The organism is Actinomycetospora sp. NBRC 106378, from assembly GCF_030269685.1.
Classification (GTDB): domain Bacteria; phylum Actinomycetota; class Actinomycetes; order Mycobacteriales; family Pseudonocardiaceae; genus Actinomycetospora.
The window spans coordinates 541,643-562,690 of sequence record NZ_BSTT01000002.1; the positions used below are offsets into that span (position 1 = coordinate 541,643).

At 75.5% G+C, this 21,048-nt stretch carries 18 protein-coding genes; 14 read left to right on the forward strand and 4 right to left on the reverse strand.

Features of this window, described 5'->3' with window-relative positions; translation table 11 throughout:
* Positions 1–83 precede the first annotated feature (83 nt).
* The 7 genes from QSK00_RS06910 to QSK00_RS06940 are packed head-to-tail and all read left to right on the forward strand — an operon-like array spanning position 84 to position 8,957.
* On the forward strand, positions 84–1,247 hold the full coding sequence (locus QSK00_RS06910; RefSeq protein WP_285588918.1) for an acyltransferase family protein: 1,164 nt from the start codon (positions 84–86) through the stop codon (positions 1,245–1,247).
* Complete coding sequence (locus QSK00_RS06915) at positions 1,244–2,365, forward strand: glycosyltransferase family 4 protein (protein ID WP_285588919.1); 1,122 nt, start codon at positions 1,244–1,246, stop codon at positions 2,363–2,365. The genes QSK00_RS06910 and QSK00_RS06915 overlap by 4 nt, the downstream gene beginning before the upstream one ends.
* Positions 2,362–3,897: an oligosaccharide flippase family protein gene (locus tag QSK00_RS06920; RefSeq protein ID WP_285588921.1), complete on the forward strand. Its 1,536-nt coding sequence runs from the start codon at positions 2,362–2,364 to the stop codon at positions 3,895–3,897. The genes QSK00_RS06915 and QSK00_RS06920 overlap by 4 nt, the downstream gene beginning before the upstream one ends.
* Positions 3,894–4,751 carry a glycosyltransferase family 2 protein gene (locus QSK00_RS06925; protein WP_285588923.1) on the forward strand — a complete coding sequence of 286 codons (858 nt, stop codon included), beginning with the start codon at positions 3,894–3,896 and terminating at the stop codon, positions 4,749–4,751. The genes QSK00_RS06920 and QSK00_RS06925 overlap by 4 nt, the downstream gene beginning before the upstream one ends.
* A complete protein-coding gene (locus QSK00_RS06930; RefSeq protein ID WP_285588925.1) occupies positions 4,748–5,905 on the forward strand; it encodes an acyltransferase family protein in 1,158 nt (385 codons plus the stop codon). The genes QSK00_RS06925 and QSK00_RS06930 overlap by 4 nt, the downstream gene beginning before the upstream one ends.
* Positions 5,902–7,464 carry a tyrosine-protein kinase domain-containing protein gene (locus QSK00_RS06935; RefSeq protein ID WP_285588927.1) on the forward strand — a complete coding sequence of 521 codons (1,563 nt, stop codon included), beginning with the start codon at positions 5,902–5,904 and terminating at the stop codon, positions 7,462–7,464. Before QSK00_RS06930 ends, QSK00_RS06935 begins: the two co-directional genes overlap by 4 nt.
* Positions 7,461–8,957 (forward strand): O-antigen ligase family protein, encoded by a 1,497-nt coding sequence (locus QSK00_RS06940; RefSeq protein ID WP_285588928.1) that lies wholly within the window; start codon positions 7,461–7,463, stop codon positions 8,955–8,957. The genes QSK00_RS06935 and QSK00_RS06940 overlap by 4 nt, the downstream gene beginning before the upstream one ends.
* Here the strand turns inward: QSK00_RS06940 and QSK00_RS06945 are convergent.
* Complete coding sequence (locus QSK00_RS06945; RefSeq protein ID WP_285588929.1) at positions 8,861–10,108, reverse strand: DUF1972 domain-containing protein; 1,248 nt, start codon at positions 10,106–10,108, stop codon at positions 8,861–8,863. The genes QSK00_RS06940 and QSK00_RS06945 overlap by 97 nt on opposite strands.
* A gap of 294 nt (positions 10,109–10,402) precedes the next feature.
* Here QSK00_RS06945 and QSK00_RS06950 point away from each other — a divergent pair, with 294 nt between their 5' ends.
* Positions 10,403–11,917 carry a hypothetical protein gene (locus QSK00_RS06950; RefSeq protein ID WP_285588930.1) on the forward strand — a complete coding sequence of 505 codons (1,515 nt, stop codon included), beginning with the start codon at positions 10,403–10,405 and terminating at the stop codon, positions 11,915–11,917.
* Between the two features lie 9 nt (positions 11,918–11,926).
* Here the strand turns inward: QSK00_RS06950 and QSK00_RS06955 are convergent, their stop codons facing one another.
* Positions 11,927–12,646 (reverse strand): alpha/beta fold hydrolase, encoded by a 720-nt coding sequence (locus QSK00_RS06955; protein ID WP_285588932.1) that lies wholly within the window; start codon positions 12,644–12,646, stop codon positions 11,927–11,929.
* Between the two features lie 65 nt (positions 12,647–12,711).
* Here QSK00_RS06955 and QSK00_RS06960 point away from each other — a divergent pair, with 65 nt between their 5' ends.
* From QSK00_RS06960 to QSK00_RS06970, 3 genes are all read left to right on the forward strand, one after another.
* Positions 12,712–13,137: a winged helix-turn-helix transcriptional regulator gene (locus tag QSK00_RS06960; RefSeq protein WP_285588934.1), complete on the forward strand. Its 426-nt coding sequence runs from the start codon at positions 12,712–12,714 to the stop codon at positions 13,135–13,137.
* Positions 13,138–13,184: 47 nt separating this feature from the next.
* Entirely contained in the window at positions 13,185–13,670 is a 486-nt protein-coding gene (locus tag QSK00_RS06965; RefSeq protein ID WP_285588936.1) for a hypothetical protein, read from the forward strand.
* A 64-nt stretch (positions 13,671–13,734) separates the two neighbouring features.
* Positions 13,735–15,687, forward strand: coding sequence for an HNH endonuclease signature motif containing protein (locus QSK00_RS06970; protein ID WP_285588938.1), 1,953 nt, complete (start codon positions 13,735–13,737; stop codon positions 15,685–15,687).
* 13 nt (positions 15,688–15,700) lie between these two features.
* Here the strand turns inward: QSK00_RS06970 and QSK00_RS06975 are convergent, their stop codons facing one another.
* Positions 15,701–16,546 carry a helix-turn-helix transcriptional regulator gene (locus QSK00_RS06975; protein ID WP_285588939.1) on the reverse strand — a complete coding sequence of 282 codons (846 nt, stop codon included), beginning with the start codon at positions 16,544–16,546 and terminating at the stop codon, positions 15,701–15,703.
* Positions 16,547–16,631: 85 nt separating this feature from the next.
* On the opposite strand from QSK00_RS06975, the gene QSK00_RS06980 reads away from it, so the two are divergent.
* Positions 16,632–17,405, forward strand: a complete 774-nt coding sequence (locus tag QSK00_RS06980; protein ID WP_285588941.1) for an SDR family NAD(P)-dependent oxidoreductase — start codon at positions 16,632–16,634, stop codon at positions 17,403–17,405.
* A 185-nt stretch (positions 17,406–17,590) separates the two neighbouring features.
* A complete protein-coding gene (locus tag QSK00_RS06985; RefSeq protein ID WP_285588943.1) occupies positions 17,591–18,262 on the forward strand; it encodes a DUF4190 domain-containing protein in 672 nt (223 codons plus the stop codon).
* Positions 18,263–18,310: 48 nt separating this feature from the next.
* Here QSK00_RS06985 and QSK00_RS06990 read toward each other — a convergent pair whose 3' ends face one another.
* Positions 18,311–19,159, reverse strand: a complete 849-nt coding sequence (locus tag QSK00_RS06990; RefSeq protein ID WP_285588945.1) for a hypothetical protein — start codon at positions 19,157–19,159, stop codon at positions 18,311–18,313.
* A 226-nt stretch (positions 19,160–19,385) separates the two neighbouring features.
* Between QSK00_RS06990 and QSK00_RS06995 the strand changes: the two genes are divergently transcribed.
* Positions 19,386–20,993 (forward strand): hypothetical protein, encoded by a 1,608-nt coding sequence (locus QSK00_RS06995; RefSeq protein WP_285588947.1) that lies wholly within the window; start codon positions 19,386–19,388, stop codon positions 20,991–20,993.
* The last annotated feature ends 55 nt before the right edge of the window (positions 20,994–21,048 follow it).

A 21,048-nucleotide genomic window follows, 5' to 3' on the forward strand; every position in this document is an offset into this window, starting at 1 on the left:
TGTTTGTCTGTGCCTCTCGCCCGAACGGAGGCCGGTCGTCGGCCTTCCGCGTCACCCGGGCGGACGACCGGAGGAGACGGGGCTTGCAGGCAGCCGTGCAGCGGCCGGGCGACACCGGCCGGTTCCACGCGCTCGACGGCCTGCGCGGCGTCGCCGCCCTGGTGATCGTGGCCCACCACGCGGCGATGACCTCCCCGCTGGTGACCGTCGGCCCGGACCGGCCGGCGGATCCGGTCGCCGTCGAGGTCGGGACCGCCGCGTGGCTGGTCCCGGCGCAGGCGACGCTGTGGCTGGGGCCGGCCGCGGTGGCGGTGTTCTTCGTGCTCTCCGGCTTCGTCCTGGCCCTGCCCGGGCCGGCGCCGGAGCCGCTGCGGCGGGCCCCCGCGTTCTGGGTCCGGCGCCTGCTGCGGCTCTATCCGCCGGTGTGGGCCGCCGTGCTGTTCGCCTACGCCCTCGCGCTCGCCGTCCCGAGGGTCGCCGTCCCCGGACAGAGCTGGTGGACCGCCGTGCACGCCGCCCCGGTGACCCTCGACGCGCTCGTCACCGACCTCGTCGTCGTCCGCGGGGTCACCTGGGCGAACAGCCCGCTGTGGACGCTGCGCTGGGAGATCCTGTTCTCCCTCGCCCTGCCGCTGGTCCTGCCCGTCCTGCGGTTCCTCGGGCGTCGGCCGGTCGGCGCGGTCGCGGTGGTCGTCGCCCTGCTCGTCGCGGTTGCCGCGGGCCGGGCGACCGGCAGCAACGCGCTGCACTACCTGCCGATGTTCGGGGTCGGCATCGTGCTCGCCGGCCACCACGGGCGGCTCCGGGGGGAGTCCCGCCCGGCCTTCGCGACGGTGCTGGTGGGCGCCCTGGTGCTGCTGGGCGCGGGGGCCGCCGTCGACGGACCGACCCCGGTGACCGACGCGCTCGCCGTCGCCGGAGCCGGCGCGCTGGTCGTCGCGATGCTGTCGGTCCGCGCGGCCGGGTTCGGGCGGGCGCGGGCCGTGCGCACCCTCGCCGCCTGGTCGTTCGGGCTCTATCTCGTGCACGAGCCGCTCGTGATCACCGCGACCGTCCTCGCGCCGGGACTCACCCCGCCGGTCCTGCTCGTCGTGGTCCTGCCGCCGGCGCTGCTGCTGGCGTGGGCCCTGCACCGTGGGGTCGAGCTGCCCGCCGCCGCGCTCGCCGCGCGGGTGAGCCGGCAGGTCGCGCGGGGTGTGCGGGGTGGGCGGCCGAACACGGTGCCGGTCGTGGCGGGGCGCCCGTGACCGGCCCCGTGCTGTGCTTGCACCCGGGCGCCGAGCGCTACGGGTCGGACCGCGTCTTCCTCGCCGCCGTCCGCGCGCTGGCCGCCCACCACCGGGTCGAGGTCGTCCTCGGCGGCGACGGGCCGTTGGCGGCCGACCTGCGGGCGGTGGGGGCGAACGTCCGCGTCGCCGACGTGCTCGTCCTGCGCAAGGCGCTGCTGCGGGCCCCCTGGCGGCTCCCGCTCGCGCTGCTCCGCGACGTCGCCGCGTGGCGGCGGCGGGTCCGCCGCCTGCGCCCCGCCGCCGTCTACGTCAGCACCGTGACCCTGCCCGGCGCGCTCCTCGGGGCACGGCTGGCGGGTGCGCCCGTGCTCTGCCACGTCCACGAGGCCGAGCCGCTCCCGCGGCCGGTCCGCACGGTCCTGCTGGCGCCCCTGCTCGCGGCCCACCGGGTCATCTCGATCAGCGGCGCCACCCGCGGCTTCGTCGTCGGGACCCTGCCCGTGCTCGCCGCGCGGGTCCGGCCGCTGCGCAACCCCGTCCCGCCGGTCACGGCGCCCCCGGCGCTGCCCGCCACCGCGCCGCAGCCGCTGCGGCTGGCCCTCGTCGGGCGCATCTCCGAGCGCAAGGGCACCGACGTGGCCGTCCGCGCCACCGCCCTGCTGCGCGACCGGGGCCACGCCGTGCGGCTCGACCTCTACGGCGACGTCTTCCCGGGCTACGAGCCGTGGTCCGCGCACGTCGACGCGCTGGTGTACCGCCTCGGCCTCGACGGGGCGGTGACGCGCCACGGGGTCGTCGCCGACACCGGCGCCGCGTACCGCGACGCCCACGTCTGCGTCGTGCCTTCCCGGGTCGAGCCGTACGGCCTGGTTGCGGTGGAGGCCCGCCTCGCCGGCCGCGTGCTCGTGGTCTCCGACGTCGACGGCCTGCGCGAGACGGTCGACGGCGGGTCCTCGGGCACCCTCGTCCCGCCGGGCTCGCCCGATGCGCTCGCCGACGCCGTGGAGGCCCACCTCGCGGCCTGGCCGGACGCCGTCGCCGCCGCGCGGGCGTCGGGGGAGCGGGCCCGCGTCGACCACCACCCCGACCGGTTCGCCGCCGGCCTGCACGCGATCGTCGCCGAGGTGGTCGCGTGACGCAGGCCCCCGCGATCGCCCGCGGGGTGGTGCTCCAGGTCGCCGCCCGGGGGGTGGCCCTGCCGCTCTCGGTGCTCACCGTCGCCGTCGCCACCCGCTACCTCGGGCCCCGGGGCTACGGGGTCCTGACGACGGCCGTGGTGCTGGTGGGGCTGTTCGAGGCCTTCACCGAGCTGGGTGTGGGTCCGGTGATCGTGCGGCGGGTCAGCGCGCGGGGGGAGTCCCTGGAACGCCTGGTCGGCCTCTCCGCCGGTCTGTCCGCGACCTACGCGGTGCCGCTCGCGCTGCTCGCCACCGGCGTCGGGGCGCTGCTGCACGGCGACCGCCCGGAGGTCGTCGCCGCCTGCGCCGTCGTCGCGAGCGGGCTGGTCTGGCGCACCCTGTCCTCCAGCCTCGACCCGGTCTTCGACGTCGCGGTGCGCTACGGCGCCGTCGCGACCGCCGACGTCCTCGCCCGCGCCGCGGGACTGGCCGCCGCAGTGGTGGTCGCGGCCTACGACGCGGGACTGGTCGCGATGGCGGCCGCGGTCACCGCGCCACACCTGGTCCGGGCCGTCGTCGTGACAATCGGCGCCGCCCGGCGGGTCCGGATCCGGCCCCGCATCGTGCCCCGGGAGAGCTGGGCCCTGCTGCGCGAGAGCCTGCCGCTGACCGTCGTCCTCGTCGTCGGCGTCGTCTACTGGAACGCCGACGGGCTGCTGCTCTCCCTGCTCTCCGACGACACCCAGGTCGCCGCGTACGGGCTCGCCCTGCAGATCGCCTTCGCGCTCGCCGTCGTCTCGGTCGTGTTCGAGCGGGCCGTGCTCGGCAGCATCGCCGCCGCGGTCCACACCGACCCCGCCCGCTTCGCCGCCGGCGTCGACCGTGCCTACCGGTTCCTGCTGCTCTGCGCGGTCCCGGTCGCGGTGTTCGGCGCCCTGCTCGGCCCGCGGGTCGTCACCCTCGTCGCGGGGGAGGCCTTCACGACGACGGCGGGTCCGGCGCTGTCGGTCTTCTTCGTCGCCGTCGCCTGCATGTTCCTCACCGCCGTCTCCGGCGACGTGCTCGTCGCCGCGGGCGACCAGCGGTGGCTCACCGCGGTCTCGGTGGCCAACCTCGCCGGCAACGTCGCGCTGAACCTCGTGCTCATCCCGTTCCTCGGGGCCGTCGGCGCGGGACTCGCGCTGGTCACCTCCGAACTGGTCGGCCTCGTGCTCGCCCACCGGCGGATGCGGCGCCGCCACGGCGCGCCCGCCTTCCCCCTCGGCGCCCTCCTCCGCCTCGTCCCCGCGGTGGCGGCCGGGCTCGTCGTGACGTGGGCGGTGTGGGCGCTGCCCGTCGTCGTGGTCGGCCTCGCCGCCGGCGCCGCCGTGGTGGTCGCCGCGCGGCTCACCGGCGCCCTGCCCCGCGAACTCCTCGCCACCCTCGTCGCCGGTCTGCGCCCGGACCGGCCCCCGACCTCCGCCGAGTCCCCCGCCCCGACCCCCGCCCCGACCCCCGCCCCGACCCCCGCCCCGCCCGTCGTCTCGCCGTCCCCGGAGGCCTCCCCGTGACCAGCTCCACCGACGCCCCCGTGCTCGGGGTGGTCGTCGTCCACTTCCGCAGCGAGGACACCGTCGTCGACACGGTGTCCGACGTGCGGGCGGTCGCCCCGGACGAGCGCATCGTCCTCGTCGACAACTCCGGCACCCTCGAGCCCGGGGACTTCGCGGTCCGCGTGGTCGCGCCCGAGGTCAACGGCGGCTACGCGGGCGGCGTCAACCGCGGCGTCGCCGAACTCCCGGCCGACGTCGACACGGTCCTCGTCGTCACCCACGAGGTCCGCGTGGACCCGGCGTCGGTGACGGCGATGACGGCGGACCTGACCGACGGCGTCGGGCAGGTCGGACCGGTGCTGGTCGACGCGTCCAGCCCGGACGGCGCCATCTGGTCGGCCGGCGGGCACTACTCGCGCTTCCTCGCCTACCCGCGTCACCGGCTCTCGGTCGACGACCGGGCCGAGGTGGGGTGGATCGACGGGGCGGTGTTCGTCTCCCCACGCGCGGCGTTCGACGCGGTCGGCGGCGTGCCCGAGCACTTCTTCTCCTACATGGAGGACATCGCCTACAGCCGCTCGCTGCTCGCGGCGGGGTACCGGGTCACGGTCAGCCCGGCCGCCCGCGCCGAGCAGAGTGGGAAGGGACCGTCGATCCGGCTCGCCGTCCGGAACCGCTGGCTGCTGCTGCGCGAGTTCTTCCCGCCCGTCGTCGCGACGGCGGGGGTGGCCCAGCTGCACCTCAAGGCGCGGCTGCTCGCGCTGGTGCCGACGGCCTTCCACCGCGACCGCGCCCGGGAGTACCGGGCCGGGCTCACCGACGCCCGCCGGATCCACGCCGAACGTCGCGCGGCCCTGCAGGAGGCCTCGTGACCACCGCGTCCACCCGCCCGCGGCTGGCGTGGGTCGACATCGCGAAGGCCGTGTCGATCTTCTTCGTGGTCAGCGTGCACGCCGGCGACTGGCTGGCCTTCACCGGCGTCGAGCGCGGGCCCGTGCTGGAGGCGGCCACCACGTGGGGCGAGTACTTCCGGATGCCGGTGTTCTTCGCCGCGTCCGGTGTCTTCGCCGCCCGCTGGCTCGCCGTCGGGTGGCGCGAGCTGCTGAACCGGCGCCTGGCCACGCTGATCTGGGTGTTCCTCACCTGGCAGGTGGTGATGTTCGCCTACAAGTACCTCGCCGCGCTCACCCTCCCCGGCCAGCGCGACACCTCACTCGGGGCGCACCTGCTGCGGGTGGTCCTGTCGCCGCTGCGTCCCAACGCCGAGCTCTGGTTCCTCTGGGCCCTGGTCGTGTTCTTCCTCGTCGGCCGGCTCGTGCACCGGTTCGACCGGCGGTGGGTGCTCGGCGTGGCCGCGGTGGTGTCGGTGGCGTGGTCGAGCTGGGTGCTCGTGGACCTCGCCCCGCCGGGCTCACCGCTGATGCGGGCGTTCGGGGCCGGGCTGCAGAAGGCCCCGATGTTCCTGGTGTTCTTCCTGGCCGGCGCCTACGCCGGACCCTGGCTGCTCGCGACCGCCGCCCGGGTGCGGTGGTGGCAGGCGGTCGGGGCGATCATCGTGTTCGCCGCCGCCACGGTCGCCGTCGACCGGATCGGCCTCTACGCCACCCCCGGGGTGTCCTTCGCCCACCAGGTGCTCGGCCTGGCCGCCGGGCTCGGCGCCGCCCTGCTGCTCGCCCGGATCCCCGGGGTCGGGCGGGGCCTCGCCGCGGTCGGCCGCCGGACCCTCGCGATCTACGTCGTGCACTCCGCGGTCGTCGTCGTGACGGTCGTGGTGCTGTGGGAGACCGGCCTGTCCGGCCTGCTCGTCGACCACGGCCCGACAGCCGTGCTCGTCCTCACCGCGCTCGGCTTCCTCGCGGGCCTCGTCCTGCACCGCCTCGCCGCCGGCACGGTCCTGCTCGAGGCCCCGCCGTGGTTCCGCCCCGGCGGCCGGGACCGCGCCACCCCCGCCGAGCGCTCCGAGCCCCCCGCGACCCCGGTCGACGTCGTCGCCCGCCCGACCCTCCCCGTCAGGAGCCCCGAGTGACCCTGCGCGACTTCCTCCTCGTCCTGCGGACCCGGTGGCGGGTCGTCGTCGCCTGCGCGCTCGTCGGCGCGATCGCCGCCGCGGCGTTCGCCGCCCTCCGACCGGCGACCTACACCTCCCACGTGCTGCTCTACGTCTCCTCCCAGCAGCAGAGCGACCGGGACAGCGCGTACACCGGCGGCCTGCTCTCCGAGCAGCGGGTGTCTTCCTACGTCGAGCTGGTCGATCGGCCCTCGGTGACCGCGGAGATCGTGCGCCGGCTCGGGCTGACCCTCACCCCCGAACAGCTCGCGGGGCGCATCTCCGCCTCCGCGGGCGCCGACTCGGTGCTCATCGACGTCGCCGTCACCGACCCATCCCCGGCGCAGGCCACCGCGATCGCCGACACCTTCGGCACGGTCTTCCCCGAGCTCGTCGCCCGGATCGAGCAGCCGCGTACCCCGGCCGGCGTGGTGCCCGTCGTCGTCAGCCCGGTGGAACCGGCGACGGTGCCGACCGCGCCCGCCTCCCTCGGGGCCGGGTCCAGCGGTCTGCTCGGGCTGCTCGCCGGGCTGCTCATCGGGCTGCTCACCGTGCTCGTCGTCGACCTGCTCGACACCCGGATCACCAGCCGCACCCGGCTCGAGTCGGCCGCCGGTCGCCCCGGGCTCGGCGACCTGCCGCTCGACCGTCACCTCGACCAGCGGCCGGCCGTGCTCCGCGACGCCCCGCTCTCCCCGCTGGCGGAGGCGTTCCGCGCCCTGCGCACCAATCTGCGCTACGTCCGGCTCGGCGGCGGCACCCCCGTCTTCCTGGTGACCAGCGCCCGGCAGGGCGAGGGGAAGTCGCTGACCGCGCTCAACCTGGCGCTGGCACTCGCGCAGAACCGCCAGAGGGTGCTCCTCGTCGACGCGGACCTGCGCCGGCCCAGCGTCGCCGAGCGCACCGGTCTGACCGGCGACGTGGGGCTCACGACCGTGCTCACCGGGCAGAGCGAGCTGACCGCCGTCGTCCAGAGCTGGACCGACGCCCCGCTCGACGTCCTGACCAGCGGGGCGCTCCCGCCCAACCCCAGCGAGCTGCTGGGCTCGGACGAGATGCGGACCCTGCTCGACGAGGCCCGGGCCGCCTACGACGTGGTGCTGGTCGACTCGCCGCCGGTGCTCCCGGTCGCCGACGCCCCCGCCCTCGCGCCCCTCACCGACGGGGTCCTGCTCGTCGGGCGGCACGGGCTCGTCACCGAACCGCAGGTCCGCGCCGCGGTCGCCGCCCTCGACGCCGTCGGGGCCCACCTGTTCGGTGTCGTGCTGTCGGCCGCTCCCGGCCACGACCGCTCCGGGGGGTACGGCTACGGCTACGGGGCGGTGGCCGCTCCGACAGCAGCTGCCCCGGCTGCCTCCGAGGCTTCGGAGGCCGACACCGCGGCGCTCCCGGTGATGTCCCCGAGTGGTCCCGTGACGCGGACGGAGACGTCCGTCGACCACGGTGAGGGACCACTCGACGGCGACTCCCGCTCTCCTGCCGAGAAGGAGCCGGACGCGGTCGACGCCCCGCCGGTGCCGGCCGAGCTGCGGGGATGAACGTCCTCCCGCGGACCGTCCCCGCGTTCCCGGCCGCCGCCGGTGGAGTGCTCCTCGGGGTGCTCGCCGCGGGACTCGCCGGGGTGGCGCTCGCCGACCGCGGCGTCGTCGGGCTCCTGGTCGTCGCGGTGCTGACCGCCCTCGTGGCCGCCACGCTGGCCGACCGCGCCGCACCCCTGTACGTCGCCCTCGCGCTGGGGCTGACCGCCCTGCCCGCCGTCCTGACCTCACCGGTCCGGATCGGACCCCTGTCGGTCCTGCCGTTCGAGCCGTTCCTCTACCTGGGCGCGGCGCTGCTCGCGATCTCCGCGCGCCCCCGCCTGCCGTGGGCGCTGTGGGCCTTGGCCGGGGTCGTCGGGCTCGGGACGGTGGTCGGCGTCGTCGTCGGGAACCCGATCGGGATCCTCGTCAGCGAACTCCGGCCGACCGTCGACCTGCTGGTCGGGGCCTGGGTGGCGTGCGCGGTGGTGCGCACCCCGACCGCCCGCCGGCTGCTGATGACCGCGGCGGTGATCCTGTGGACGTCGCTGCCCCTGACGATGCTCGGCTCGCTCGGGCTGATCCGGCTGGGCGGCCGCGAGGAGTCGGCCGTCACGGGCGGCGACGCCACCTCGGGGGAGGCGGTCCGTCTCCTCACCCCGGCGGTGACGCTGGCGTTCGTGGCCGTCATCGCCGCCGTCGCGCTGGTGGTGACGGGCCGGGTCGCCCTCACGCGGGTCCTGCCGTGGCTCCTGCCCGCCGTGCCGATCGTCGTCCTCGCGTTCACCCGGGGACACATCCTCGGGTTCGTCGCGAGCGCGGTGTTCGTGCTCGTCGTGCTGCGCCGGTGGGCGATCGTGCTCGTGGCCGTCCGGACGGGAACGGTCCTGCTCGTGGCCGCGCTCGGGGCCGGCCTGGCCGTGCTGCTCTCCCCGGCCGGACGCTGGTTCGGCCTGCAGCTCGACGGGTTCCGACGGCGGGTCCTCGACGGCCTCGGCGCGGCCGGGACCACCGACCCGTCGGTGCTCTACCGCGAGCAGGAGACCACGAACGTGGTGCCCCGGATCCTCTCGTCCCCGGTTGTCGGCCACGGCTTCGGCGCGGCCTACCAGCGGCCGCGCAGCGGGTTGGGGTCCTTCTTCGCCGAGCAGGCGCCGTACTACCTGCACGACTACTACCTCTGGCTCGCGCTCAAGGTCGGCCTGTTGGGGCTGGCGGTCTACCTCGTGCTGCTGGTCGTCCCGCTGGTGCGGGTCCTGCGCGCCGGCCCGGCCGCACCCCCGGCCGCCGTGGCGGCGGGCGCCGTCGTCGCGGCCTGGCTGGTCGTCCAGGTCACGACGCCGGTGGGGCTCGGGTTCGCCAGCGCCACCGTTGCCGGCGCCCTCTACGCGACGGCCTGGTGCCTGGCGCCCGCCGCTCAGGCGAAGGAGGTCAGTCCCGAGGCCGCCCAGGCCGGCGACCGGACGGTGCGGGCGGACCGCACGCGGGCCAGCGCGTCGAGCTCGGCGAGGTAGTCCTCGCAGACGTCGTCCCAGTGGTAGCGACGGCGGACGACGTCGCGCCCGCGGGCGGAGAGCTCCGCCCGCCGCGCCGGGTCCCCGAGCACCCGGTCGATGTGCTCGGCGAGCTCCGCCGGGTCGCGGCGGTAGGTCGGCGCCGCGTCCGCGAGGACCTCGCGGTTGAACGGCGTGTCCAGCGCGAGGGTCGGGCTACCCGCACCGAGGGCCTGCAGCAGGCCGGGGTTCGTCCCGCCCACCGAGTGTCCGTGCACGTAGACCCCGCAGTGCTGCCACAGCTGCTCGAGCAGCCCCTGGTCGGCCACGTGCCCGAGCCACCGCACGTCCAGGCCGTGGCCGAGTTCCCGGAGCTGGGCCTCGATCGGGTCGCCCGGCACCGCGGACCCCACGACGACGACCGTGTGCCGGGTCCGCGTGCGGCGCAGCGCGGCCAGGGTGAGGTCGACGCTGTTCTCCGGGACGAGCCGGGCGACGACCAGGACGTAGGAGCCCGGCGTCAGGCGGAAGTCGTCGAGCCGGTCGTGAGGGAGGTCGGGCAGGACGTCGGCGCCGTACGGGATGAAGACCGGGTCGACGTCGAAGTGCTGCTGCCAGTAGGTCTTGATCGCCGCGGAGTCGGCCACGAGCCGGTCCGCCCACCGCGCGGAGAGCTGGGCCCCGGTGCGGAAGACGCGCTTGCCCAGCGCGCTCCACTTGTCCCGCTCCCACTCGATGCCGTCGGTGTTGAGCAGCGTGGGGATCCCGGCGGCCCGCAACGTCGGGAGCCAGTAACCCATCGCGCAGTTGAGGACGAGCGCGGCGTCGTACCCGGTGCGCGCCGCGTGGCGCGCGGAGGAGCGACCGAACGAGAGGGTCGACGCGCTGCGGCTCTCGACGCCGCGCGTGTGCACCACCCGCACGCCGTCGATCATCTCCGGGACGTCCGCCCGCGCGGCGTCCCGGCCGTAGACCGTCACGTCGTGGCCCTGCGCCACCAGGTAGGGGGCGAAGCGGCGGACGAAGGTCTCGAACCCGCCGTAGGTGCTGGGGTACCCCCGGCTGCCCAGGATCGCGAACCGGCGCCGTGCGCCCCTTCCACCTCGACGGCCCGCCTGGGCGGGGATCAGGGCCGGTGTCCTCGACGAGGGTGCGTCCCGCAGCTCCGTCACGCGTGTGCTCCCGTCCTCGGCGGGCAATCGCTTCACCCGTCCGAGTGACGATGATCCAAGGCCGAACCAACTCCTGCTTCACATGACCCACAACGGACACTTATCCCATCGGCGTGTCTTTCGGACCCGCCGTGAGGACTATCGAAGTTGGGCCGAAAAGAGCAGTTCTCGGATGTCGATCATGGTATCGGCACGTTTCCGGACAGTGTCGTCCGTGATCGGACGTGTCGGCGCCGTTACTCCGTGAGCCGCAACGGCTACACCCGGTCGACGACCGTCTCTACGGTTGCCCCCGTGATCGTCCAGGCCGCGGACCCGCCGTCCGCCGCTGCCCGCGCCGGCGACCGGCGCGCCGTCCTCGCCCCGCCGGTGCTGCTCGGCGTGGCGGCGCTCGTCGTGCTCGCCCCGGCCCGCGACCTGTTCCTGCGTCCGGTCACGGCCCAGGACGACGGGCTCCTGCTGGCCTACCCCGATCTCGTCCTGCGCGGCGCGGTGCCCAACCTCGACTTCGCGACGGTCTACGGCCCGCTGACCTCGTGGGTCACCGCGGCGGCGTTCTGGGCGATCGAGCCGTCGGTGCTCGTCCTGCGCTCGGTCGGTCTCGCGCTGCGGCTCCTCGCGCTCGTGGCGGTGTGGTTGCTGGTGCGCCGGGTCTCGCGGACGGGGGCCGGTCTCGCGGTGGTCGGCGGCGCGCTCGTCGTCTCCACCACCGACCTCATGCCCTCGGCCGCGATCGGAGCGCTCGCGCTCGGTCTGCTCGCCCTCGTCGCGGCGGGACCGGATCGGCCGGTGGCGGCCTGGCGCTGCGGCGCCGCCGGGATCGCCGGCGGTCTCGCCGCCGGGTTCCGGTGGGACGGGGCGCTGCCGGTCGTGCTGTCCCTGCTCCCCGTCCTGCTCGCGTGGTCCGGCCGACGTCGGCTGCTGCTCGCCGCGGGGTTCGTCGTCGGGCTCCTCCCGTGGGCCGTCGAGGTGGTCCTCGCCGGCCCGGACGCGGTGTGGCGCAACGTGGTGACCGAGCCGCTGCTGGTCTCCTCGGCCGGGCGGCGGCTGCCGCTGACCGACGTCCCGGTCCCGCTGCCGGCCGGGCTCGCGCTCGTCGTCGGGGTGGGCCTCGCCGCCGTCGTGGTGGGTGCGCGGCGGCGCCACCGGCTGCTGCTCGCCCTCGCCCTGATCTGTCTCGGGCAGGTGCCCTACCTGGTGTCGCGGCTCGACCTCGCCCACCTCGCGCCGATGCTCGTCGTCCCGATCGCGACGGCGGTGGTGCTGGCGTCGCCGTTCGCGGTGCCCGGCCGGGTGGCGGTCGGGGCGCTGGCGGGCGCGGTCGTGCTGGCCGCGCTCGGGCCGCTCTGGGCGTACGGGGTCAAGAGGAGCGTGCTCGGTCGGCCCGTCGCGTCCGTCGTCGTGGGGGAGCGGTCGGTGCCGCTGCCGCCCGCGATCGCCCCCGACGTGCAGGCCGCGGTCGACGCGGTCGTGCGGGTGTCGCGGCCCGGCGACCGCCTCGCCGTGCTGCCGGGGGACCCGAGCCGCGCCTTCTACAACGACACCTACCTGTACTTCCTGCTGCCCGGGTGGCGGCCGGCGCCGTTCCACCTCGAGATGAACCCGGGCGTCGCCAACGCCGCCGGCTCCGTGCTCCCGGGGCAGGTGGCGACCGCGGACGTCGTCGTCACCGACGACGCGTGGAACCGCTCCGACGAGCCGAACACCGCCGATGCGCCCGGCTCCGATGCCACCGCACGCGTGCTGGCGGGGCGGTTCGTCGAGGTGGGCCGGTGGGGCACCGTGCGGGTCCTGCAGCGGGACCGCTGACCTCCTCCGTCAGCGCGCCCCGGACAGCTCGAGCAGGAGCTCCGTGAGCTCGACCGGCGCGATCACCATCGCGTCGTGCCCGCTGACCAGCTCCCGGACGCGCTCGCCGTCCGGGACCCCGGGGCGGCGGGTCGGGCTCGACGGGTCGACGCAGTGGACGTGGGCCCGGGGGACCGCCTCCGCATCGCGCGGCCCGAGGTGGACCGGTTCGAGGAAGCAGCGCACCGACTCGTCGCCGAGGGTGGCGCACAGCCAGGCGAGGTCGTCGGGGTCGGTCACGCCGAACAGCCCCCACGGGGCGGGCCGCTCGGGCAACGGCGGGATGCGCCACGGGTGCTCGCTGGTCGCGGCCGCGTCGATCATCGTCTGGGTCACGGGCATGACGTCGAGGGCGCTCTCGCCGTCCGCCGGCACCATCGCGTCGAGGAAGACCAGCAGCGCGACGCGGTCCGGGATCCGCGCGGCGACTCCGGAGATCACCATGCCCGCGTAGCTGTGGCCGACGAGGACGACGTCGGTGAGGTCCTCGGCGAGGACCAGCGCGACGACGTCGTCGACGTGGGTGGAGAGCCCGACGTCGGGTCCGAGCAGGTGGGCCTTCTCGCCGTGCCCGGTCAGCGAGGGGGTGCGGACGCGATGGCCCCGCGCCTCGAGCAGCGGGCGCACGCGGCGCCACGCCTGCCCGTCGTGCCAGGCGCCGTGGACGAGGACGAAGGTGCGGGTGGTCATGGCCCGGACGCTAGGGACGACGACGGGTACCTCGAGGTTCCCGCCGCGGTGGCAGGGTGACTCCCGTGGCCGCCTCCGACGTCTTCCTCGCGGACTGCCCGACCCGGCTGACGCTCGAGGTCATCGGCGGCACGTGGGCCGTGGTCGTCCTGCACGCGCTCGCCGACGGGCCGCAGCGCCACGGCGAACTCGTCGCCCGGGTCGGCGGGGTGTCCCGCAAGGTCCTCACCCAGACGCTGCGGCGTCTGCAGGACAGCGGACTGGTCGAGCGGCACGAGTACGCCGAGTTCCCGCCGCGCGTGGACTACGCGCTGACCGAACTCGGACGCACGCTCGAGGAGCCCATCGCGATGCTCACCCGCTGGGCCCGGACGTACGGCGCGGACGTCGTCGCGAGCCAGGAGGCATCGGCGGCACGACGGGGTGGTGACGACGACGGCACCGTCACCCGTCCGGGTGGTGTCGGTGCTCGTTCGGGAACGCGACGCTGATCGACTCCGAGGTGCTGGGCGACGCATCACCACCTCGGGGGACCCAGATGAACCAGCCGCCGTACCCGTATCCGTATCCGTACGTGCAGCAGCGCGCGTACCCGCCCGCACCGGCCCACGCGTCCGACGCGTTCCGCTACGTCGCCCTGGCGTGCGGCACGCTGCTCGCGATCGCGGCGCTCCTGCTGGCCGGCATGGTGCTGCTCCCGCGCACGGCCGCGCCGGTCGTGGTGGCCGGGACCGCGTCGAGCCCGGTGGTCGCGACCGTCGCCGACCCCTCGACGCCGACCGTGCCCGCGGGCGGTTACTCCTGTGGGTCGACGGGGTCGGGGCACGTCGTGGTCGTCGAGAACGGGACGGTGCCCTGCGACCACGCGGTCGAGGTCGCCGCGACCTGGCTCTCGAGCGGCACGACGCCGGGCTCCGGCCTGGGGTCGGCCGGAACCCTGTACTCGTGGACCTGCTCGGCGAACGCCGACGGCGGCGGCCGCTGCACGTCGAAGATGGGGAGCCACCTCGCGATCGGCGCCTGACCGCCGGCCGAAGTTGCTCCGTTCGCCGCTTGATCTTGTCGAACATGTGTTCGATGATGGGTGTATGGCGATCGAGGCAGGGTGGGACCCCGAGGTGGGGTTGCCACTGCCTGTGCCGCCGTCGATGTGGGACGAGGATCCCGACGAGCCCGCATTCGAGCTACCGGACGACGCGGAGCTGTCGTGGTGGGCCGAGCTCGACGCGGCCGCGGACGGTTCGTGGCACGAGGAGCCGGTCGCCGAGGAGCCGGGCTGGGCGGTCCCGGGGGTGTCGGAGGAGGCACCTCCGGAGGAGGGTCTGTCGGCGCGGTCGTTGGCCGAGTTGGCGGAGCTCTCAGACGCGGTGCGGGCGCAGCGGCTGGCGGGGGCGCGGGTCTACCGGGCGTTCACCGCGGTCCGGGCGGGGAACGTGCTGGCCGAGTCCGGGTACCGGAAGCTGGCGCCGTTGCTCGAGGACCACGTCCGCCTCGACCGGGTCGCAGTGCTCAAGCTGGATCGGCACGCGGAGGCGTTGCACGACACCGTCACCCCCACCGGCGCCACCACCCCCGCTTCGCTGCCCGCGACCTCAGCCGCGGTGGAGGACGGGGTGGTCGACGCCGATCACGTCGAGGTCATCGACAAGGTCATGACCCGGCTGCGAAAGGTTTCCGGGTTGGACGACGCCGTACTCACCGTGGCCGAGGAACAGCTCGCCGCGCTGGCCGCGACGCACTCCCCGAAGCGGCTGTCCGCGGCCGCCCAGGTGATCGCGGACCGGCTCGACCCCGACGGGGCCGCCCCGAAAGACGACCAGCCGGCCGGGAACGAGTTGCACTACGCGACGCGGCGCAACGGGAATCTGCACGCGAAGCTGGTGCTGCGCGACCCGGCCGCGGCGGCGTTGTTCGACGACGCGATCCGCGCCGCCACCTCACCCCCGGCGTCGGCGGCTGTGGCCGATCCCGACGCCGAGCCCGGGCAGGTGTTGCGGGACGAGGCCCGTGACACCAAACCCGCCCGGCAAGCGAGCGGGATGCTCGACCTGATCTCGGCGTCGCACCGGGCGGGGTTGGACCACACCGCCGACGAGCAGGCCCCGGGCAGCCCCACCGCCTCCATGCCGCTCCCGGACCTCGACGACCACAGCGAGACGGATTGGCTCGGCGACGACCTGCCAGGCAACGGCACCCCCGAGGCGCCCACCGAGGGCGAGGCCACCGACCGCGAGGCCGCCGACCACGAGGCCACCGACCACGAGGCCACCGACCGCGAGGCCACCGACCACGAGGCCACCGACCACGAGGCCACCGACCACGAGGCCACCGAGGACGAGGCCACCGGGGAGCGGCCGCTGTTCAGGGCCGGTGCGCCTGACCCCGAGCCGCCCGACGAGTTCGTCAACGCCGAGGACACCGGCGACAGCGACGACACCGACACCGGCGAGCGCGGCGAGCCCGGCCCGCCCGGCGAGCTACCGCCGCACCGGCCGTGGACCCCGCCGGACCTCACGGGCATGACCCTGCCCGGGCGGGAACGGGTCACCCTCACCGTCACCCTGAACTACGAGACGCTGCGCCAACAACTCACCGACACCAGCACCGCACTCGCACTACTCGGGGACTCCACCTGGATCCGCCCCGAGACCGCGCGCCGGTTGGCGTGCGACGCCGACATCATCCCGATCGTCCTCGGCTCGAAGGGCGAGGTCCTCGACGTCGGCCGCAAGACCCGGTCGATCCCCACCGCCACCGGCCGCGCCGTCACCCACCGCGACCGGCACTGCGCGTTCCCCGGCTGCCGCCGCCGCGCCCGCACCGCCCAAATCCACCACATCGTCCATTGGGCCCACGACGGCGAGACCGAGCCGGACAACCTGGTGTGTCTGTGCCGATATCACCACGACCTGGTCCACCACAGCGGCTGGGACGTGATCATGGTCGATCACCTGCCCTGGTTCCGACCACCGGCCTGGCTCGACCCCACCCGCACCCTCAGACACAACCGACCATGGACGCTCGCGGCGCCGGAGTCGTGACGAGGGGCCCGGCTCACCCGGGCTGTGTCACGCCCGCCGGGCCGAGGACGTTCAGCAGCGCCAGGGCGTCGGCGTCCCGCGAGCCGGCGGGCGCGCTGTAGAGCACGAGATGCTGGTCGCGGTCGGTCACGGCGAGGCCGTCGCAGGTCAGCGTCAGCGACCCGACGTCGGGATGGTGGAAGGTCTTGCGCAGCGCGGGCGGGACGTTCACGTCGTGGCGCTCCCACAGTCGCGCGAACTCGGTGCTGCCCTCGCGGAGTTCCGACACGAGCCCGACGACGTCCGGGTCGTGCGGGTAGCGGGCGAGGGTCGACCGGAGCTGGCCGACCACGGTCTGCCGGAAGGCGGCGACCTCGTCGATCCCGTAGATGCGCCCTTGCTCCGGGCCGAGGAAGGCGCGGCGCGCGAGGTTGCGGTCGCGCGGCGCGAGGCGGGAGAAGTCCTGCATGAGCGCGGCGGCGAGGTCGTTCCAGGCGAGGACCTCGTAGATCGCCGACGTGACGAAGCCCGCCGTCAGCGGAAGCCGGTCGAGCAACTCCAGGATGCTGGCTGGGACGTCGCGTCGGTGCCGGCCGTCCCGCTGCGGTGCGGTACCCGCGAGCAGGTGCAGGTGCGCGGCCTCGGCGTCGGTCAGGCGCAGCGCGCCGACGAGCCCGGCGAGGACCTCGCCCGACGGACGCGGCGCACGGCCCTGCTCGAGCCGCACGTAGTACTCGGTCGAGATGTGCGCGACCACCGCCACCTCCTCCCGGCGCAGCCCCGGGGTGCGGCGACGCGGTCCCGACGGCAGACCGACGTCCTCGGGTCGCAGCCGCTCCCGCCGGCTGCGCAGGAACGCCCCGAGCTCGTGCTTGTCCATGCTCCGAGTGTGCGCCGCGGACGATCACGGACCCTGGTACCGGTTGTGCCTGCCTCGCGCGTCGGCGGGTCTGCACGGTGGAGCCATGACCACCAGCACTGCCATCGGCCTCCTTCAGGGCAAGATCGTCTTCATCACCGGCGCGAGCCGCGGGATCGGTGCGGCCGCCGCACGGCTCTTCGCCCGCGAGGGCGCGGCGGTGGTGCTCGCGTCCCGCGGCACGGATGCGCTCGACCGGCTCGTCGGGGACATCCGGGCCGAGGGCGGCACGGCTGACGCCGTCACGGTCGACCTCGCCGACCCGCGCACGATCGAGGCCGCGATCGACCGGGTCGACCAGCTCCACGGGCGGCTCGACGGCGCCTTCAACAACGGGGCCGCGATCCAGCAGCCCGGCCCGCTCGACACCACCTCCGCCGAGGACATCGACCAGCAGTTCGCCGTGAACTTCCGGGCGCACTGGACCGCGATGAACGCCGAGGCGGCCCTCATGCGACGCACCGGTGCCGGCGCGATCGTGAACACCTCGAGCATCGGCAGCCGACGGGCCAACCCCCAGCTGCCCGCCTACGGCGCGATGAAGCGCGCGCTCAACAGCCTGACCGAGACCGCCGCGGTCACGTGGGGTCGCGACGGCATCCGCGTCAACGGCATCACGCCGGGTGGCACGGCCACCGAGATGATCGACACCTGGGAGGCGGCGACCCCGGGCGTGGTCGAGCGGATCGAGGCGACCATGCCGCTGGGTCGGATGGCCCGGCCGGAGGAGGTCGCCGAGGTGGCGGGATGGCTGCTCAGCGACCGGGCCTCGATGGTGACCGGCGCGATCGTCCCGGTCGACGGGGGAGCGGGGGCCTGAACCCCGTCCGCCACCGCTCCGCCGTCGGGACACGACGACGGGCTGTGGTCCGACGGTCGCGGCGGGCGGTTCTACCCGCCGTAGTGCAGTAGTCCGAACGGGGGATGTTCCACCGCGTCGATAACAGGTTCTCGACGCCGTCCGACACGAGCGGTGTCAGCACTGGTTCGGTCGGGGGGTTCATCATGACGATGCAGCAGGACGGTTCGCAGCAGGGGCAGTACGGCCACCCGTCGCAGTACGGGTGGGTCCAGATGCCGGCCGGGGGAGTCCCGGTGCCGCCGCCCGAGCCGCGCAACGGTCTCGCGACCGCCGGCTTCGTCGTCGCCCTCATCGGCGCGGTGTTCGCGCTGATCCCGCTCGTCGGCATCGTCTCGTGGGTGATCTCGCCCGTCGGCCTGGTCCTCTCGATCGCCGGCATCGTCGCGGCCACGAGGCACGGCGTGGGCCGCGGGCTCGCGATCGCCGGTGCGGTGCTCGGCGTGATCGGCCTGATCATCTGCCTGGCCTGGGTCGCCGCGATCGGGTCGGCCGCGTCGAAGGCGCCGAGCTACAGCTCAGGCAGCTACAGCTCGGGCAGCTACGGCTCGTCGAGCTCGTCGTCGGGATCATCGGCCGCGAGCCTGCCCGCCGGGACGTACGGCGCCGGCACCTACGCGGTCGGGTCGGAGATCCAGCCCGGCACGTACCGGACCACCGGGGCGAGCTACTGCTACTGGGCGCGCCTGAAGAGCGCGGACGGCGAGCTCGGCTCGATCATCGCGAACGACAACGTCGACGGCAGTTCGACGATGGTCGTGAAGTCCACCGACCAGTACATCGAGTTCAGCGGTTCGTGCACCTGGACGAAGAAGTAGGGCCGTTCCGCTGGACCCGTTCGCTTCGTACGAGGGGCGGCCGACGGGTCAGTCGGACTGGTGCCGCGCGTGGTGGTCCTCGGGGCAGTTGCGGGTGTCGCCGGAGTGGTGCTTCCCGCTGCCGTCGCCCCAGCCGTTCCCGCCGTGCTGCCCGCCGTGCTGGTCGCCGCCGGGGAGGCCGGGGAGATCCCCGATCCCGACATCGGGACCGCTGCGGCCGGAGATGCCGACGCCCACGGGGCCGGCGCTGCCGCACACCGACGGGCTGCGGACCTCGAAGCCGACGGCGATCCCGTCGCGGCAGCGCGCGCGGGTGGGGGAGACGTCGGCGGTGCCGCCGAGCAGGGCGAGGGCGTAGGCGCGGTCGTGGTCGACGGCGGCGGCGCGCGCCGTCGAGCCGGTCCTGATCGCCTCCGCGGCGGCCTCGCTGTGGTTCGTCGCCGCCGCGCCGGCCGTGGATCGGTCCCCGGTGGCCGAGGCGTCGACGGTGCTCCGGTCGGTAGCGGCCGAGGCGGCACGGGCGTCCGGTCCCGAGGCGGTCGACCGGGCGCGGGAGACCTGGGCGTGGGAGGCCTGGGCGCGGGAGGCCTGGGCGCGGGCGGCCGTCGCTCCGGAGCGCGGCACGGAGGCGCTCGCGAAGGAACTGCCGTCGGGCGTCGCCCCGTCGGGTCCGCCCGAGAAGCCGCCGAACCCGGCCGCGGCGAAGGGAAGGGCACCGTCCTGCGGGCCCGACGACGCCTGCCCGGTGAAGGGCTCGTCCGGCGTGCCGGTGCCCGCGGCCGCTGCGGCGGCGCCGGAGCCGTCGGCTCGTGACCCGGCCACGCCGACGGTGGGGGCCTCGTCGGCACCCACCCCGGCGCCGGCGGCGGAACTGCCCGCGGTGTCGCCCGATCCCAACCCCGCGCTCGTGAAGCCGTCGGTGGCCGTCGCGCTCGCCGAGCCAGTGGGACCCGTCGACGGTTGAGGCGCGAGGGTCGGCTCGGTCGCGCCGCACGCGCGATCCAGCTCCAGGAGTACCAACGACCGTGATCCGCTGGGCCGACCGGGCTAATCGGGCCTCTCGGTCGGGTGAGGACCCCGCACCAGGTGCAACGCGAGGTGCCTCCGCTCGGACATACCGAGCATGACGCGGAACGATGACGGCGCGGTCACGGGGCTGGTCACGGACCCGACCACCGACGAGGCGGTCGACGAGGCGCTCGCCGAGTTCGGTCGAGTGCTGGTGACGGGCCCGTCGGTGGTCGCGGTGCGCGCTGCCCTCGCAGCGGCGGTCGCGCGGCACGGCGATGACCTCGCCGTCGTCCACGACGCCACCCCGGCCGAGCTCGAGGCACTCCCGGAGCAGGGGCTGATCGGGGTCCGCCCGCCGGTCCTCGACGCGGTGCTCGGACCCGTGCCCGACCTCCCCTTCGTCCTCGTCGACACCCTTCCCGACGACCGGTGCGAGGTCCCGGAGGCGGTCCGGGCGGTGGTGGCTGCCGTGACCGACCGGCACCGGCTCGCCGTCGGGAAGGCCCTCGACGAGGCCGAGCTCGCCGCGCTGACCGAGCACGCGGACACCCTGGACGCGGCCCTCGAGGCCGGGCTGGTGCACCGGACGACGCTCGACGGGCAGCCGCACCTCGCGCCGGACCCCGCCGTCGTGGACCTCGCCGAGAGCCCGACCGGCTGGCCGATCACCACCGCGTTCGCGCGGCGCCTGCGCGACACGGGGGACACCGCGCGGCTGCTGGTCCCGGGGCGGGTCGCCGTCGCGCGGGGTGACGCGGGCGTCGGCGCGGTGCTGCTCGGGCGGCTCGATCCGGACGAGGTGCCGGTCGAGACGGCGTGGGCGGTCGCGACCGCCGCGGAGCAGCACGGGCACGACGAGGCGGCCGCGCGCTGGCACCGGTCGGTCGCCGACCGCGGCGACGCCGAGGACGCCCGGGCCTCCCGACGCGCGGCCGGGCTGGCGGAGCTGCGTTCGGGTCGCCGGCGCGCCGCCCACGACCTGCTCGCCGGGATCGACGGCGCCGACCGCGCGACGCAGGACGTGCTCGCCCGCCTGGCCCTGGCCGGGTCGGGGAACGACGGCCGGCTCGAGGCCCGCCGCCGGTTCGAGCTGGCCGCCGACGGCGACGACGAGCTCGCGGCCGGTGCCGCGCTCGCCCTGGCCACGATGGCCCGCGAGGACGGTGACGACGACGCCGCCGTCCGCTGGTTGCGGTTCGCCGCGCGCACCACGACCGACCGCGAGCGCGCGACCCGGGCCCGCATCGTCGTCATCCCCGTGCTGGCCCGGCTGGGTCGGACGACGGAGGCGGACGCAGCGGCGGACGAGCTCGACGACCACCTCGTCGACTCCGACCCCCGCCCCTGGCGTGAGGCCCTGGTCCTGGCCCGGGCGGCGCTCGCCCGCGCGACCGGCGACCTCGAGCTCACCCGGATCGTGCTCGACGGCGCCGCTCCCGACCTCCGGGGCGCGGCCTGGTCGGCGGCTTCGGTCGAGCTCGACGTCGAGCGTGGGCTCGTCGACGACGTGCTCGACGCCGGACGGCCGGAGTGGGTGCACCTGCGGGCCGTCCGGTCGGACCGTCCGGGGCAGTCCCGCCGCCTCGACCCGCAGCGCCGGCTGCGCGCCGCCCGTCAGGCCGCGCTGCACGCCCGCGACGGGCGGTTCGCCGCCGTGCCGGCGCCGCGCCGGGAGGGGACGTCGTCGACCGTGCCGTCGATGGCGCGGACGACGGCGTAGGCCCCGCGAGTGCGGCGGAGTGCGTCAGCGGCGACGCAGTCCGCCGCACTCGGCG

Excerpts from the sequence above, each read along its gene's own strand:
- QSK00_RS06965 (WP_285588936.1), top strand. The coding sequence starts at position 13,185 with ATGAACCAGCCGCCGTACCCGTATCCGTATCCGTACGTGCAGCAGCGC.
- QSK00_RS06975 (WP_285588939.1), bottom strand. The coding sequence starts at position 16,546 with ATGGACAAGCACGAGCTCGGGGCGTTCCTGCGCAGCCGGCGGGAGCGG.
- QSK00_RS06940 (WP_285588928.1), top strand. The coding sequence starts at position 7,461 with ATGAACGTCCTCCCGCGGACCGTCCCCGCGTTCCCGGCCGCCGCCGGT.
- QSK00_RS06985 (WP_285588943.1), top strand. The coding sequence starts at position 17,591 with ATGACGATGCAGCAGGACGGTTCGCAGCAGGGGCAGTACGGCCACCCG.
- QSK00_RS06980 (WP_285588941.1), top strand. The coding sequence starts at position 16,632 with ATGACCACCAGCACTGCCATCGGCCTCCTTCAGGGCAAGATCGTCTTC.
- QSK00_RS06955 (WP_285588932.1), bottom strand. The coding sequence starts at position 12,646 with ATGACCACCCGCACCTTCGTCCTCGTCCACGGCGCCTGGCACGACGGG.
- QSK00_RS06995 (WP_285588947.1), top strand. The coding sequence starts at position 19,386 with ATGACGCGGAACGATGACGGCGCGGTCACGGGGCTGGTCACGGACCCG.
- QSK00_RS06970 (WP_285588938.1), top strand. The coding sequence starts at position 13,735 with ATGGCGATCGAGGCAGGGTGGGACCCCGAGGTGGGGTTGCCACTGCCT.